The organism is Rhizobium leguminosarum (assembly GCF_004123835.1).
GTDB lineage: Bacteria > Pseudomonadota > Alphaproteobacteria > Rhizobiales > Rhizobiaceae > Rhizobium > Rhizobium leguminosarum_M.
On the sequence record NZ_MZMU01000018.1, the window covers coordinates 25,674 to 40,200 of the forward strand.

Consider the following 14,527-nt stretch of genomic DNA (forward strand, 5'->3'; position numbering starts at 1 on the left):
ACGCTGAAATAATCGACCGGCCCCCAGTTGCGTCATTATTAATGTCACCTTTTGGAAACTGGTCATCCCGCCGTTAGCGGTCTAAATCAAGCCGCAAACTTGCCACCTCGCCAGTCCACTGCATTGTCCGCTTTCGAGACGTCCTTGGGTGGACTCTATGACCGAGATGGAGGCGCAAAGCGGTCAAGACCGCCGTCGGCCCCTTTGCTGCCGTTCGAGGTCGATCCGAGGAACGTGCGGTATGTGCTAGAGCGGTTCAGCTTTTAACGGAAGCGCAGAACCGCTCTATCCTTTTGTTTTTACGCAATTCCGGACGGAAAACCGCTTCGCACTTTTCCTGGAATTGCTCTAGGATGCGGCCCGAAGGCGAAATGCGACAGATGCACTGCGAGGGGCGGTGTAATCGTACCGGATTCGCGCGACCGAGAGCCGACGTTGTGCTGTTGAAAGGGGAGACGAGGACGATGCCGACACCACAGCAACCCAGTCTAATAGTTCGACAGAAATCCCCACCGAACATCGAGTTTCCGTTTCCGTCGCTCTCCGATTGGCTGATCCCAACCGAGCAGTTCTTCGTGCGAAACCATTTCCCCTCGCCGGAACTCGATGCGCGAGACTGGAGATTGCGCGTTGGCGGGGCGGTGGAGCGGCCGATCGAACTTGGCCTCGACAGCATCAAGGCGATGCGGAGCACGACTTTCACCGCCGTCGTCGAGTGCGCAGGGAACGGGCGCGTCTACTATGTGCCGCCGAGGGAGGGGTTGCAGTGGCAGAACGGAGCCGTCGGCAATGCCGCCTGGACAGGTGTTCTTCTCCGCGAGATTTTGGAAATGGCGGGCGTTAAGCGAACCGCACGTGAGATTCTGCTCGCAGGCGCCGACAGCGGCGTCGTCGACACGAACAAGAAAACGGCTTCTCCCGGCCCCATCGCTTTTGCGCGCAGTTTACCGCTCGAGAAGGCCATGGCTGACAGCACGATCCTTGCCTATTCGATGAACGAGGAGCCGTTGACGCGCGATCACGGCTACCCGCTACGCGCGGTCGTGGGTGGCTGGTTCGGCATGGCTTGGGTCAAGTGGATCACTGATATCACGGTTGTGGAGCAACCGTTCCTTGGCTACTGGCAGGCGCGCGACTATTTCCGTTGGGAGCGCAGCCTCGGGGAACCCAGGCTGGTCCCCCTTGCGGAGATGGAGGTCAAAGCGCAGATCGCGCGTCCCGTACAGGGAGCGCATCTCATCGTCGGCCAACCGTACCGGATTTTCGGAGCCGCCTGGAGCGGAGAGGCTGCTATCCGGCAGGTGCAGGTCTGCACCGGAGATGGCAGTAGCTGGCGCGAGGGAAGGCTTCTCGAAACAGAACGTCCCTTTGCATGGCGCTTGTGGGAGTACATGTGGACCCCTGAAGACGTGGGGCGATACATACTGCGATGTCGCGCGATCGATGGGGCGGGGTGCGTGCAGCCCGACCTCCAGCATTCCGACTGCGAGAGCTACGCGGCCAATTGGATCATTCCGGTGGAGGTTACGGTCGTTCCCGAGCCACAGACGTACCAGGAGGAATTCGTGATCTAATCACCGCATGGGGCGGAATGGCGGCTTGGCGCAACAGCGACCCGCGTTGTCCCTGCGTCATGTCCGCTTTGCAGCAACAGCGACGGGTGGCTCGATGACCATTATGAGGGCGCAAACCGGAAGCACTGATGTCCGTCATTGGCTCGAAAGCACTCACGGGTTTGTCATTGACCATGTTGCGACGAAGCGGTCGGGGATCGTTGGCTGCGGCGCTCTACAAATGAACAGTCCAAGTCGCTTGGGCAGCAGGCAGCGTCCACGCCTATAGATTTCTATTGGGTAACCCCCGTGTTATGATCCACATCCTGGCGTCGTCCGCCGTGGGTTCTGCACACGGAGACTTGTCTCATGAGCGAAGTGGACGTACTTTTTGCCTCCCTGCGACAGGCGGCTGACCCGCGGACGGTCGAGTGCATCGAAAACGTCGTCACGCATGGCTCGGATCGCGAGCTCAATCGCATCAATGCGCTCGCTTTCGCCGATAAGCACCATCTCGATGAAGAGAAAACCATCGCCGCGTTTCTCCATGCAGCCCGCATAGGCGCGTTCGAGATGACCTGGAATGTCCTTTGCCCGGGATGCGGCGGCGTCCTCGACAGCGGAGCAACCCTCAAAACCGTCGTCCACGAGACGTACCATTGCGCGCTCTGCGCGGCCGGATACGAGCCGACCCTCGACGAGATGGTCGAGGTCACGTTTACGGTCAGCCCGCGCGTGCGCAGGATTGCCGGTCACGATCCCGATCGGTTGCCGCCGCTCGAGTACTACCGCCAGATCTTCTTTAGCTCCGGGGTCGACCTGCCTGACGATCTCGAAGCAAGGTTTTCGCGCATCCAGCTGGAGATGATCGAGTTGGCTCCGGGCGAGAAGGCCTTCGTTTCCCTGCAACTGCCGGCGCAGTTCGTCATCATCTTCGATCCGGTGACACACTCGGCGCAGTTCATCGACGTGCAGGGCGAGCCCACCGACGAACGTCAAACCCTCTCGATGATCATCAGCCGAACGCATGCGCTGAACGAAACGCTGACCCTGCGCCCGGGCTCACTGCGGCTGACGCTTGAGAACCACACCGATCGCAGGGTGGTGCCGAATGTCTGCATCGCAGGAGACGAGCTGCACGACCTCTTGGGCCGCAGGCGGCCTTTCCTGACAGCCAAGCGCCTGCTGACGAACCAGAGCTTCCGCGACATCTATCGGACCGACACGCTCGACGTCGACCAGCGCCTCAAGATCACCAGCCTGACTTTCCTCTTCACCGATTTAAGGGGCTCGACCGCGCTTTACGAGCGCGTCGGAGATCTTGCCGCTTTCGATCTGGTGCGAGCGCATTTCCGGGTTCTTCACGAAATCGTCGCCACAGAGGCCGGAGCGGTCGTCAAGACCATTGGCGATGCCGTGATGGCCACCTTCCCGAGCCCGGACCGCGCGGTGGCGGCGGCACTCAAGATGCGGGAGGCGATGCTTCGGTTAAATGCCGAACACGGTAGCGATGATCTTCTGCTGAAGATCGGCATCCATGAGGGACCATGCCTCGCCGTCAACCTGAACGACCGGCAGGACTATTTCGGCCAGACCGTCAATATCGCCTCCCGCGTCCAGGGCCTTGCCGATCCCAATGTGATCATGACGACGGAGGCGATCGTTGAGGATGCCCAAGTTTCAGAGATCCTCCGCGACAGCGGCATCACATCGGCCTCCCGAATGGCGGAGCTTCAGGGGATCGGGAGAGAGGTCAGGATTTTTGCGCTGTCGTGAGGTTAATCTTCTCTTCGACGTCAAGTGAACTTGAGCAATTTCCGCAAACGGCTGGAAGCGGACTTTCATTGGGCAATCAGTATTCGGCAGCTTTGCGCCTTTATTCCGGCTGTTTAGGAAGGCTAGGCAGCATCCCTCGAGCGGACGATTCGCATATTTTCAGTCTGCAATGACGCCAGTGTAGCCAAGCCAAAACGAGCTAGGTATTCTCACGCGAGCTCCATTGTTGCGAATAGCGAGTTCTTCCAAATCTATGCGGATCTGGATGTACCGCATTGTCTAAACTTACGGCTCGACAGGAAGGCGCTGTTACTCGACCGCATATCGCTTCCGCAGCGCAGGTGTTGCCGCCTCAATCCAGGCTGAGAAGAAGCGCTGTCAGGGCGCGCTCATTGGCACGCCGGATTGGAAAATTCGATACTCAAATCGCACTCGATCGGCAGATGCGCCGCGGCTGTCGTCGGAAATCGCTAGGACCCTTCCAACCAAGACCTCACCCGTCTTGTTCAACGCGGCAAAGGCTTCGCCTAGGGCAATCGTGTAAGTGTGTGAGCTGCCGTCGAACTCCCCCATGTCGAGGAGATCGTCCCGAACAACGCCCGTCAACCGCACAATCGCGATTAGCGTAGGCGTACGATACAGGTGCACCTTTGTATCGCTTGCTTTGGAAAAGCGCAGATCAATGCTGCCCAAAGGCGACGGCACACTAATCTGTCCATCGTCGCGCGAATAATCGAAGTCGATCTCACCTGATGCCAACGCCAGACCCGATGGGCCCGTCCGCCGAACTTTTGAGGCCGCGGAAGCTTGCATCCGTACCGCAGAGTTCGCTGACGCTTCGGCTGACCGAACCTCCTCCACAATTTCGTCCGCCGTGCCGAACTGCCGCAGCAGCTCGGCGAGGCTGGAGAGATGAAGATTGTTCCCGCCTGATGCCCTACGATACTCGATCAGCAGTTCGGGGCGGGTGAAGACGGGCTCGCCACCCGAGCGCACGAACCAGTCCGCCTTCTCCTCGCCAGTGACGAATACCAAGTCCTTCTGCTTTTCTCTGCCGATTCGTAGCAGCGCTTTCCAGATAAGAAAATCGCCAATGCCGGTGTCCGACTTGCCCCCGTCTTTGTAGCCCGGAGGTATCTTGTTCGCTAATCGGTCCGTCCATTCTGTCTGAAGCGCTTCTCGTTCTTCCTCGTGTTCGATGACGTTGCCCGCGGCGAATACCTCCGCGTAAAGGGTGGTGACAGGGTCGTTACCACGCCACGCAGTCACGCCAGTGCGAATACGGCCCAGCGCCTTTAGATAGGCTTTGCGTCCATCGGCAAGATCCTGTCCGGCCTTTTTCAGCTCGTCGTACCCGTCCAGACCTTCTAGAATTGGAGAGACGACCCCTTCGACCGAAATTCTGGAAGAGAGATCCGCGATCGTCTTCAGAAGCTCGGCGATCTTGCGATCCCTGTGCTTGATAAACTCGCGGGCAGATCGTGCAGGTAGAAACAGCCGCCCTTCTTCGGCAAGCTTCTTATAAGTTGCCGCAAGTGCGCCAAGGTCGTCCTTTCCGATGGCGTAAGGCAGCAACAGTGCATTTGTATCGATCGCGACCAGGACGTCAGAATCGGCAACGCCAGCGACCAAGCTGGAGCGCAGGAGATCGATTGGGTCCGGGAATATGTCTTCGAGCAGGAATGGGTTTGCCGCCACCGCCCGATCATCGCGCCTGGACGGCGGGGCCGTCTGGCGTTTTTCGACTTCCAGCACTGCCGCTGCCTCCAACGCCGCTTCCCCCTTGTTTTTGCTCATTTTGTGCGTTGCTCCAGCGCGGATCAGTCCGCCTATCCTCAACTGTAAAGACATCTTCGCCCGGCGGCGAATCCGTACTGAATGTTCTCGACTCGAAGCTGATAAATGCTGCAATTGAAGCGATTTGTCGCTAGGAGTAGCGCCTGATACGCGAATCTCTTTTAAAGCTCTCCATGTGCCTCGACGAGTCGCCAGGTTGCGTGATTGCTTGTCAGGCTCTGCTGGCAATGTCATTCAACATCGGCGAGAGGGAAACGCGACAACAATTTTTCGGGGGGATCGCTTGTCACGGCTGACGGAGCTACTGAGCCAGGTTAAACTAAGCGATCCGCAGCTTGGTCAAGATCTCGAGCGCGAGTTTCGTGCTCTTGCATCGCGTCGCGCCTTCGGACTGAATTTCGAGCGTCATCGGCCGGAAGCTGTCGAGCTTCCAGGGCGCCCAGTGCGCAAAGGCGATAAGGTTCGTATTTGTGCGCCGCGAGGTTCCGCTGGGCCGGGTGCACGTGATCTCTGGACCGTCCGCGATATCGATCGCATTAATCAAACCGCCGACGTCGAGCGATTGAGCTCTAGCGCGGAGGAGGCGGCCAGGCGAACTGTCGACCTAGGCGATCTCGTTGTGATGGCTGAGTTTCGCGACATCATCTATCCGGGGCTTGTCAGCACCGGCGCGGTGAAACGCTCTGACACCCGCCCGACCCATGTCGTTATCAATGGTGAAAATTTTCACGCGCTTCAGGCGCTGACGTTCAGTAATCGCGGGCGGATCGATGCGATTTACATCGACCCCCCCTACAATTCGGGCGCGCGGGACTGGAAATACAACAATGATTACGTCGAGGCTGAGGATCAGTATCGACATAGTAAATGGCTTGCCATGATGGAGCGGCGGCTCCGCATCGCGCGTGAGTTGATGCGGCCAGAACGCAGCGTGATCTTGGTCAGCATCGACGAAAAGGAGGTCCACCGCCTCGCGCTGCTCATCGAGCAGGTCTTCCCGGAAGCAGATATCCAGATGGTGACAAGCGTCATCAGCGCGAAGGGTGCGGTGAGGGTCGGCAAATTTTCACGGGTTGAAGAACACATCTTTGTCGTAACGCTAGGCGAGGCAAAACTCATCCCTTGGGTGCGCAACATGCTTGACCCCATTAAGGGCGACGCCGGCGACCAGCAAGCACTCGAATGGTTAGGTCTGCGCCGGCGCGAACCGAGCAGCACGCGGGGAGCTCGGCCTAACCAATTCTATCCAATCTTCGTCGACGAGGCGACTGGACGCCTCCAAGCGGTCGGCAACCCGGTCCCGGACGGTATCGACCGTGAAACTATCGCCCTTCCTCCAGGCAGCGTCGCGCTGTGGCCGCTAAAGCCGGACGGGACAGAGATGCTCTGGGGCCTAACGCCTGAGGTCCTTAAGCGCAATTGGGCGAGGGGATACGTTCGTGTGAATCGCTGGAACCGCACAACGCTTAGCGGGACAGTCCAATATCTTGCCGGCGGCACGATCTCAGCGATCACGGCGGGAGCGATTCAAATAACCGGCAAGGCTCGTGATGGCTCGGTTATCGGCACCGTGGCGACCGATGATGATGCCCCACCACCAAAGCGCGTCTGGAACCTCGCGTCACATAATGCGGAGATTGGAGGAACGAGTGTCTTGAGCAACCTCCTGGTCGGTCGGCGCTTTCCCTACCCTAAGTCGCTCTACGCGGTTGAAGATATCCTTCGTTTCTTCATAACTGATATTCCCGATGCAGTGATTCTTGACTTCTTTGCCGGGTCAGGAACGACCGCACACGCAGTCATGCGCCTCAACCGCCAAGATGGTGGGTCGAGACGCGCAATCTGCGTCACCAACAATGAGGTTAGCGCCGAGGAGCAGACAGCGTTGCGGCGTAGCGGCTTGCGACCGGGCGATGAGGAGTGGGAGCGACTTGGGATATGCGACTACATCACCAAGCCTCGTATTGCCGCCGCAATCACTGGGAAACGTGCTGATGGCACGGCCGTCCCCGGTGACTACCGGTTTAATGATGAATTCCCGATGGCCGAAGGCTTCGCCGAGAATGCGGAATTTTTTACCCTCACTTATGAAACGCCGATCGCAGTCAGCCACAACCTCGCGTTTCAGCGTGTTGCCCCGTTGCTCTGGCTTCGCGCCGGCGCCTTTGGCGATCGTATTAATGAGGTCCCGGCTGACGGCTGGATGATCGTCCAGGCGTACGGTCTACTTGTCGATCTAGACAGAGCATCGGAGTTTTGCGCAGCGATGAGGGAAGCCGAAAACGCCACGCACGCTTTTATCGTGACAAATGACGACAGGCGCTACCAATCGGTGTCGCGCCAGCTTCCGAATGGGATCGAGGCGGTGCGTCTTTACGAGTCTTATCTGTCCAATTTCCGGTTCGTCAGCGGGGGCACCGAATGAAGTTCACGCTGAAGGATTACCAGGAAGACGCCGTCTCCGAAGTTCTGGAGCGGCTTAGCCGAGCTCGGCGCCGTTGGCGCGAGGAAAATGAGGTTCAGGCCTTTTCGCTGACTGCACCTACGGGCGCGGGCAAGACCATCATGGCTGCTGCGGTCTTCGAAGCTCTCTTTCACGGTGACGATACATTTGAGTTCGATGCCGATCCGGGCGCTGTGGTTATCTGGTTCAGCGACGATCCTTCGCTGAACGAACAGACGCGCTTCCGGTTGGGGGAGGCGTCTGATCGTCTCAACTGGACCGACCTGCACGTCGTCGAGAATAGCTTTAACCGCGAGAAGCTCACGCCGAGGAAGGTATACTTCCTCAATACCCATAAGCTGTCGCGAAATAGCTTGCTTGTCCGTGGTCACGAACCGGAGGATGAGGCGGAGCCGAGCTTGCCTCACATACGGCCGGACGCGCGCTCCTATACGATCTGGGACACCATCCGGAACACGATGGAGGATCCGGCGCTGACACTTTATCTGGTGCTCGACGAGGCGCACCGCGGGATGGGCGAAGGCCGCAACCTGCAGGACCGATCGACCATCGTTCGCCGACTAATCAACGGAGGAGGCTCGATGCCGCCGATGCCGATCGTGTGGGGCATCTCGGCTACGGTCGAGCGGTTCAACGTCGCGATGCGCGAAGCGCGGGAGCGGAGCATTTTGCCCGGCGTCGCGGTCGATCCTTCAAAGGTGCAGGAATCTGGCCTACTGAAAGATACGATCGTTCTCGATATTCCCGACGAGGCTGGGCATTTCGAGACGGTGTTGGTACGGCGGGCAACGGACAAGATCGTCGAATCGAGTCAGGCATGGGCTGACTATGCGGCGCAACAGCCTGGCAGTCCCATCGTCCAGCCTCTGCTCGTCCTTCAGGTCAGGAACACACCCGACCCTAACGAGATCGGCCGAGCTTTGGACATGATCTACGAGCGCTGGCCTGGCTTGTCTCAGGATGCGATCGCTCACGTGTTCGGTGAGCACGTGACGCAGACATTCGGGCGTCACTTGGTGCCGTATATCTCGCCAGAGAGGGTTCAGGATTCCGCTTGGGTTCGCGTGCTGATAGCCAAAGATGCTATCAGCACCGGCTGGGATTGTCCACGTGCAGAGGTGATGGTGTCATTCCGCGCGGCGCAGGATCCAACCCATATTACCCAGCTCCTCGGTCGCATGGTGCGCACTCCGCTCGCGCGGCGCATCCCGGGTAACGACAAGCTGAATTCCGTTCACTGCCTGCTTCCATTCTTCGATAGGGCTGCGGTGAAGGCGGTTGCCGATGCACTGATGGCGGGTGGGGGCGACGGGGAGAAGCCGCTTTCTGGCCGTCGTGTCTTTATCAATCCTGCCGAGATGATGCCCAACCCATCGGTTGCGGCCGATGCTTGGGCTCGATTCCTTTCGCTGCCATCGCAGTCGCTTCCCCACCGCGCGCCGCGGCCCGTTAAACGCCTCACCGCATTAGCGCACGAATTGGCGACAGATGGAATCCTTGCTGATGCCGGTAAGGAAGCGCACCGCGAAATGCATGCGGCGCTCGACGCGGCACGCGTGCGCTACGCTAGTCAGTTGGAAGCAGCGAGGCAGTCGGTCCTTACGGTCGAGGGCGTCGCACTTACGGCGGACCTCCACGCGCAAGAGACGCGGTTTAATGCCTTCGTCGAAAGTGCCGATATGGCAGTGATCGACGATGCTTATAGGCGCGCCGCGCGGATTTTTAGCCCTGATCTTGCTCGCACATATGCTGAGCATGTTGCGCGCAACATGCCAGGAAGTGACCCAGAAGAGGCGCTGATCGCTGCACATGTCGAAATTGCGGCCCTCGCCTCAGTGGAGGGGGTGCGCGAGTATCTGGAAATCGAGGCCGAGCGACTTACGCGGCGGTGGTTGGACCACTACCGGATCGCGATGAAATCGCTCGGGGACGAGCGTCAGGAGGAGTATCGCCAAATCCGCGCAATGAGCGCGGAACCCGAGGCACAGGATCTCGGTCATCCGCGCGAGTGGCTCGTCGCGTCAATGGCGCGCGAGCAAAATGGGGAGGAGATTCCGCTGCCGAGATATCGGGGCCATCTCATGTGCGACGCCGAAGGCCTGTTCCCCGCCGAGCTTAATGGCTGGGAGCAAGCCGTGCTTGATCGTGAGAGTGCCCGCGTTGGTTTCGAAGCTTGGTATCGCAACCCAGCGAGAGCGACGCCAGAAGCTCTTGGCATCGCTTATGAGTCGAGCGGCGGCTATAAGATCCTCCGCCCCGACTTCTTGTTTCTGTCGAGACTAGGCGATGGAACGGTGGTGGCGGATCTCGTCGACCCGCATGGTACCCAACTTAGCGATGCACTGCCCAAGATACGCGGCTTGGCCCAGTATGCGGAAACGCATGCTGGCGCGTTTCGGCGGATCGAAACCGTCGCTAAAATCGGTGAAGAATTAAAAGTTCTCGATCTCACCGACAGAATCGTCCGCAACGCTATTGAAAAAGCTGAGAGCGCGGCTGAGCTCTACCAGAGCATGCTGGCACGCGCCTACTAATGCCCGACTAAATGACGTCGCTGAGTGCCTTATTGGCAGCCGGCACAGGGCGTTCAGCCTTCTTTCGGATCTAAAGGACGACGGCATTGGGCGTGTAAGACCGCCAGAAAGGAAGTGCTGGAAAAGACCCAGACGGATCGGGTTGTCCAGGTCCTGCCAAAAGCCGCATCGCCTCTTTCAGTTGAAGAAAATTTGCTGGATCAACAATCGAGGGCTCGATTGTGTATGGCGGCTTTCGCCAATGCGGAACCAGGAGCCGACAGTCGGCAACCGGCCCCGTAGCGGTCATTCCTTCACGCCGGGGCAACGACTGCTCCTGGCGCATTGCAGTCCTACTGCGGCTTGGGATTCCGGCAGCATGAAGTGTGACCCAAGATTGGCAAGCTATTACTTTGATCAATGCCCTGAACCTAAGGCCAATCCGCATAGCCTGAGGACAGCATGCTGTTTTCCGAACCGGCCGAGGCGCGGGCGATTTCGCGGTAGCCGGCGGGCGAGAGGCCAGTCTTGCGTTTGAAGAAATGGCTGAAATAGGTCGGGTCGCGAAAGCCGAGGCTGTCGGAGATTTCCTGGATATTGCGGGCGGATCGTTCCAATCTCAGCTTTGCCTCCTGTACCACGCGCTCGTGCAGGAGCTGGATCGGCGAGCGGCCGAGTGCCCTTTGGCAGGTGGAATGCAGCCGGTCGGCCGTGACGCCCAGCTCCGCGGCATAGTCGCTGATCGGCCGGTGCTGGCGGAAACCGGCCTCGACCAGTTGCCGATATCTCTGCAGGATCGATCCCACTTCGCCCTGCCCGCGCTGCTCGCTCCTCTCGCTATCGGAACCGCGCCACAGCGCCATCAGGATGAGCCTGATATAGGCGGATGCGACCATCCAGGAGGAGCGGGAGGGATCGCCCAGCTCCCGCACGAAGCCCGAGATCAGCGGGCTGATTTCAGTGACCGTCAAAGGATCCAATGCCTCGACCAGCTTGCGTTGTTCGGTGAAGATGCGCAGCGAATAGGATTCCACCTTGTCACCGATCGCATCGACCATGATTTGCGGCGAAGCGCCAACCAGATGAGCCGCGGTTCCGGCTGATATCGACAGGTCGCACCGCGCCTGCGGCGGCAGGAAGGCAAGCAGCGGTCCGTGCAGCGGCCGATGTTCGCCATTGTCGAAGTGAAGCTCCCCACTCCCCTCGCCGAGCAGAAGGAAATGGTGGAAATCGGCATAGAGACCTTTTTGAAAACGGATGCGCCGGTGCGACAACGACGGAGCGTGCCACTCGCCCCTGGCATAATGATGAATCCCGCCGTCCGTCGCCAACGCTTCTCCTCCGCTCCCATGACAAACAATGCGGCAAACGCCGGATAATTACAATATTAACCCAATAAATCGCATTCCATCCGCGCCAGATCGGCGTAACCTCTTCTTCACCAGCCTTTGGGAGGAGGCTCTTCAACAGATGCAGGAATGGTCAGGCCGCCCTCGTGGCGCCGCGTCCACTCGTTTTCTCCCATGGCGACAATGCAAGCGTCATCACGTGGCGCCAATGCGGGACGAATGGGTGGACCAGTGTTTTCGGCAAAGCTGATGATCAACAACGAGGCGATGAATGCTTCCGAAGGGGCCACCTTCGAACGCATCGATCCGTTGACCGGCGATGTCGCAACGATCGCCTCGGCAGGATCCGTTGCCGACATGACAAGGGCAGCCAATGCGGCCGCGGCGGCTTTTCCGGACTGGTCGCAAACCGGTCCGGGTGAACGGCGCAGGCTCCTGAATGCCGCAGCCGATATCCTCGAGGCCCGCACGCCCGAACTCATCGCCGCCATGACCGGCGAAACCGGCGCCACCGCGCAATGGGCGGCGATCAATTGCGGGCTTGGCGCGGATATTCTTCGCGAGGCGGCGGCGATGACCACGCAAATATCAGGCGAACTCATTCCTTCCGGCATTCCGGGAAGCCTCGCCATGGCGGTCCGACAGCCGGCAGGCGTCTGCGTCGGCATTGCCCCCTGGAATGCACCTATTATCCTCGGCACCCGCGCCGTTGCCATGCCGCTTGCCTGCGGCAACACGATCATCCTGAAGGCGTCCGAACTCTGCCCGAAAACCCATGGTCTGATCGGCGACGTCCTTCGTGACGCCGGCTTTCCGCGCGGCGTCGTGAATGTCGTTTCCAATGCGCCGAGCGATGCCGCCGCCGTCGTCGATGCGCTGATCGCCCATCCGGCGGTGCGCCGCATCAATTTCACCGGCTCCACCCGTGTCGGCAGGATCATTGCCGAATCCGCGGCAAGGCATCTCAAGCGCTGCCTGCTCGAACTCGGCGGCAAGGCGCCGTTCATCGTCCTTGCCGACGCCGATATCGATGAGGCCGTGCGTGCTGCCGCCTTCGGCGCGTTCATGAACCAGGGCCAGATCTGCATGTCGACCGAGCGGATCATCCTCATGGACGAGATCGCCGACGGCTTCGTCGGCAAATTCCGGACGAAAGCGGCAACCCTCGTCGCCGGCAATCCCAAGGACGGCAACACGCCGCTCGGCACGCTGATCAACGCCGAAGCCATCAGGCGCGTCAGGTCGCTCGTCGATGATGCCCTGCAGAAGGGCGCGGTGCTCGTCTGCGGCGGCCAGGCCAACGGCACGCTGATGGACGCGACCGTTATCGATCACGTGACGCCTGCCATGCGTATCTACCGCGAGGAAAGCTTTGGACCGGTCGCGGCGATCATCCGGGTCGGCAGCGTCGATGAGGCCGTCACGGTTGCCAACGACAACGAATACGGGCTGTCGGCCGCCGTTTTCAGCGCCGACGTCAATGCCGCACTTGCCGTCGCCATGCGGCTTGAATCCGGCATCTGCCACATCAACGAAGCGACCGTTTCCGACGAGCCGCAAATGCCGTTCGGCGGCGTCAAATCAAGCGGCTACGGCCGCTTCGGCGGCACGGCCGCGATCGATGAATTCACCGAGCTCAGATGGATCACCATGGCCTCGGGAAAACGGCACTACCCGATCTGAATTGAGATCGGCCGACATGAACACTGGGAACGGGCTGGGAGGCCCGCATCAAGAGGGAGGAATGAATTCATGAACGGCATTTTCCGCAACGGTAAATTCAACGCAGCGTCGCTGAGCCGCCGGTCCTTCATCGCATCGACCGTGGCGGGTGGTGCGGCTCTGGCGCTTTCCGGCCGCACCGCCTTCGCTCAGAGCGGCGATACGCTAAAGGTCGGCTTCATCAGCCCGCGCACCGGCCCTCTCGGCGGCTTCGGCGAAACGGACGGCTATGTGCTCGAACTGGCGCGCAAGGCGCTGGCGAACGGCCTGCAGGCGGGCGGCAAGACCTGGAAGGTTGATATTCTCGACCAGGACACCCAGTCCGATCCCTCGCGCGCCGGCCAGTTGGCGAAGGACCTGATCAACAACCAGGCGATCGACCTGATGCTCGCCGTCTCGACGCCCGAAACCATCAATCCGGTGGCCGATGCCTGCGAAGCAGCCGGCATTCCCTGCCTCTCGACGGTCATGCCCTGGGAAGCCTGGTATTTCGGCCGCGGCGCCAAGCCGGGCGCACCCTCGCCGTTCAAGTGGACCTATCATTTCGGCTTCGGCGTCGAAGAGTTCCACAAGGCCTATGTTTCGCAGTGGAACCTGATCGAGACCAACAAGAAGGTCGGCGTCATGTATCCCAACGACGCTGACGGCAATGCGATCCGCACCCATCTGGCGCCGGCGCTTTCCAAGGCGGGCTTCACCATCGTCGATCCCGGAGCCTATGAAACCGGAACCACCGACTTTACCGCGCAGATCGCTCTCTTCAGGCAGGAGGGCGTGGAGATCTTTAATTCGTTCCCGATACCGCCTGACTTCGCCGCCTTCTGGCGTCAGGCCGCACAGCAGGGCCTCACCCAGCAGATCAAGATCTGCCAGATCGCCAAGACAGGCCTGTTTCCCTCCGACATCGAGGCGCTCGGCGATCTCGGCCTGAACATCGGCAGCGCCGCCTACTGGCACAAGGCCTTCCCCTACAAGTCCACGCTCACAGGCGTTTCCGGAACCGAACTCGCCGATGGTTATGAGACGGCCAGCGGCAAGCAGTGGACGCAGCAGCTCGGCGCCAGCCTTGCGCTTCTCGACGCCGGCTTCGATGCGCTGAAGGCCAGCACCGACGTCAAGAGCAAGGAGGCGGTCGCCAAGGCGATCAGCACTCTGAAGACCACCACGATCGCCGGCAAGGTCGACTTCACCAGCGGCCCGGTCGCCAACGTCTCCCCCGGACCGATCATCGGCACGCAATGGGTGAAAGCGCCGGAGGGCTCGAAATTCGCGCTCGACTATGTCGTCACCGAAAACGCCACCGACCCCAATGTCCCGGTCGGCGCCAAGCTCACCGTATACAATGGATAACCA

Annotated in this window: 8 protein-coding genes; 6 read left to right on the forward strand and 2 right to left on the reverse strand. The window is 60.0% G+C overall.

Annotation, left to right across the window (positions count from 1 at the left end):
• Positions 1 to 464 precede the first annotated feature (464 nt).
• On the forward strand, positions 465 to 1,574 hold the full coding sequence (locus B5P46_RS24905) for a sulfite oxidase (RefSeq protein WP_129421062.1): 1,110 nt from the start codon (positions 465 to 467) through the stop codon (positions 1,572 to 1,574).
• Between the two features lie 348 nt (positions 1,575 to 1,922).
• On the forward strand, positions 1,923 to 3,329 hold the full coding sequence (locus B5P46_RS24910; RefSeq protein WP_129421063.1) for an adenylate/guanylate cyclase domain-containing protein: 1,407 nt from the start codon (positions 1,923 to 1,925) through the stop codon (positions 3,327 to 3,329).
• Positions 3,330 to 3,707: 378 nt separating this feature from the next.
• Here B5P46_RS24910 and B5P46_RS24915 read toward each other — a convergent pair whose 3' ends face one another.
• Positions 3,708 to 5,126 (reverse strand): PIN-like domain-containing protein, encoded by a 1,419-nt coding sequence (locus B5P46_RS24915; RefSeq protein WP_129421064.1) that lies wholly within the window; start codon positions 5,124 to 5,126, stop codon positions 3,708 to 3,710.
• Between the two features lie 283 nt (positions 5,127 to 5,409).
• Between B5P46_RS24915 and B5P46_RS24920 the strand changes: the two genes are divergently transcribed.
• Positions 5,410 to 7,551 (forward strand): site-specific DNA-methyltransferase, encoded by a 2,142-nt coding sequence (locus B5P46_RS24920; protein ID WP_129421065.1) that lies wholly within the window; start codon positions 5,410 to 5,412, stop codon positions 7,549 to 7,551.
• Positions 7,548 to 10,124: a DEAD/DEAH box helicase family protein gene (locus B5P46_RS24925; RefSeq protein WP_129421066.1), complete on the forward strand. Its 2,577-nt coding sequence runs from the start codon at positions 7,548 to 7,550 to the stop codon at positions 10,122 to 10,124. The genes B5P46_RS24920 and B5P46_RS24925 overlap by 4 nt, the downstream gene beginning before the upstream one ends.
• Before the next feature lie 410 nt (positions 10,125 to 10,534).
• Here B5P46_RS24925 and B5P46_RS24930 read toward each other — a convergent pair whose 3' ends face one another.
• The gene (locus tag B5P46_RS24930; protein ID WP_129421067.1) at positions 10,535 to 11,434 is read right to left on the reverse strand and encodes a helix-turn-helix transcriptional regulator; all 900 of its coding nucleotides are present in this window, start codon (positions 11,432 to 11,434) and stop codon (positions 10,535 to 10,537) included.
• Between the two features lie 237 nt (positions 11,435 to 11,671).
• On the opposite strand from B5P46_RS24930, the gene B5P46_RS24935 reads away from it, so the two are divergent.
• Both B5P46_RS24935 and B5P46_RS24940 read left to right on the forward strand, forming a co-directional pair.
• Entirely contained in the window at positions 11,672 to 13,135 is a 1,464-nt protein-coding gene (locus B5P46_RS24935) for an aldehyde dehydrogenase (RefSeq protein WP_129421068.1), read from the forward strand.
• 69 nt (positions 13,136 to 13,204) lie between these two features.
• Complete coding sequence (locus B5P46_RS24940; RefSeq protein WP_129421069.1) at positions 13,205 to 14,524, forward strand: ABC transporter substrate-binding protein; 1,320 nt, start codon at positions 13,205 to 13,207, stop codon at positions 14,522 to 14,524.
• Positions 14,525 to 14,527 lie beyond the last annotated feature (3 nt).

Coding starts and splice junctions, on each gene's coding strand:
- B5P46_RS24905 (WP_129421062.1), top strand. CDS start 465: ATGCCGACACCACAGCAACCCAGTCTAATAGTTCGACAGAAATCCCCA.
- B5P46_RS24910 (WP_129421063.1), top strand. CDS start 1,923: ATGAGCGAAGTGGACGTACTTTTTGCCTCCCTGCGACAGGCGGCTGAC.
- B5P46_RS24915 (WP_129421064.1), bottom strand. CDS start 5,126: ATGAGCAAAAACAAGGGGGAAGCGGCGTTGGAGGCAGCGGCAGTGCTG.
- B5P46_RS24925 (WP_129421066.1), top strand. CDS start 7,548: ATGAAGTTCACGCTGAAGGATTACCAGGAAGACGCCGTCTCCGAAGTT.
- B5P46_RS24935 (WP_129421068.1), top strand. CDS start 11,672: ATGGGTGGACCAGTGTTTTCGGCAAAGCTGATGATCAACAACGAGGCG.
- B5P46_RS24940 (WP_129421069.1), top strand. CDS start 13,205: ATGAACGGCATTTTCCGCAACGGTAAATTCAACGCAGCGTCGCTGAGC.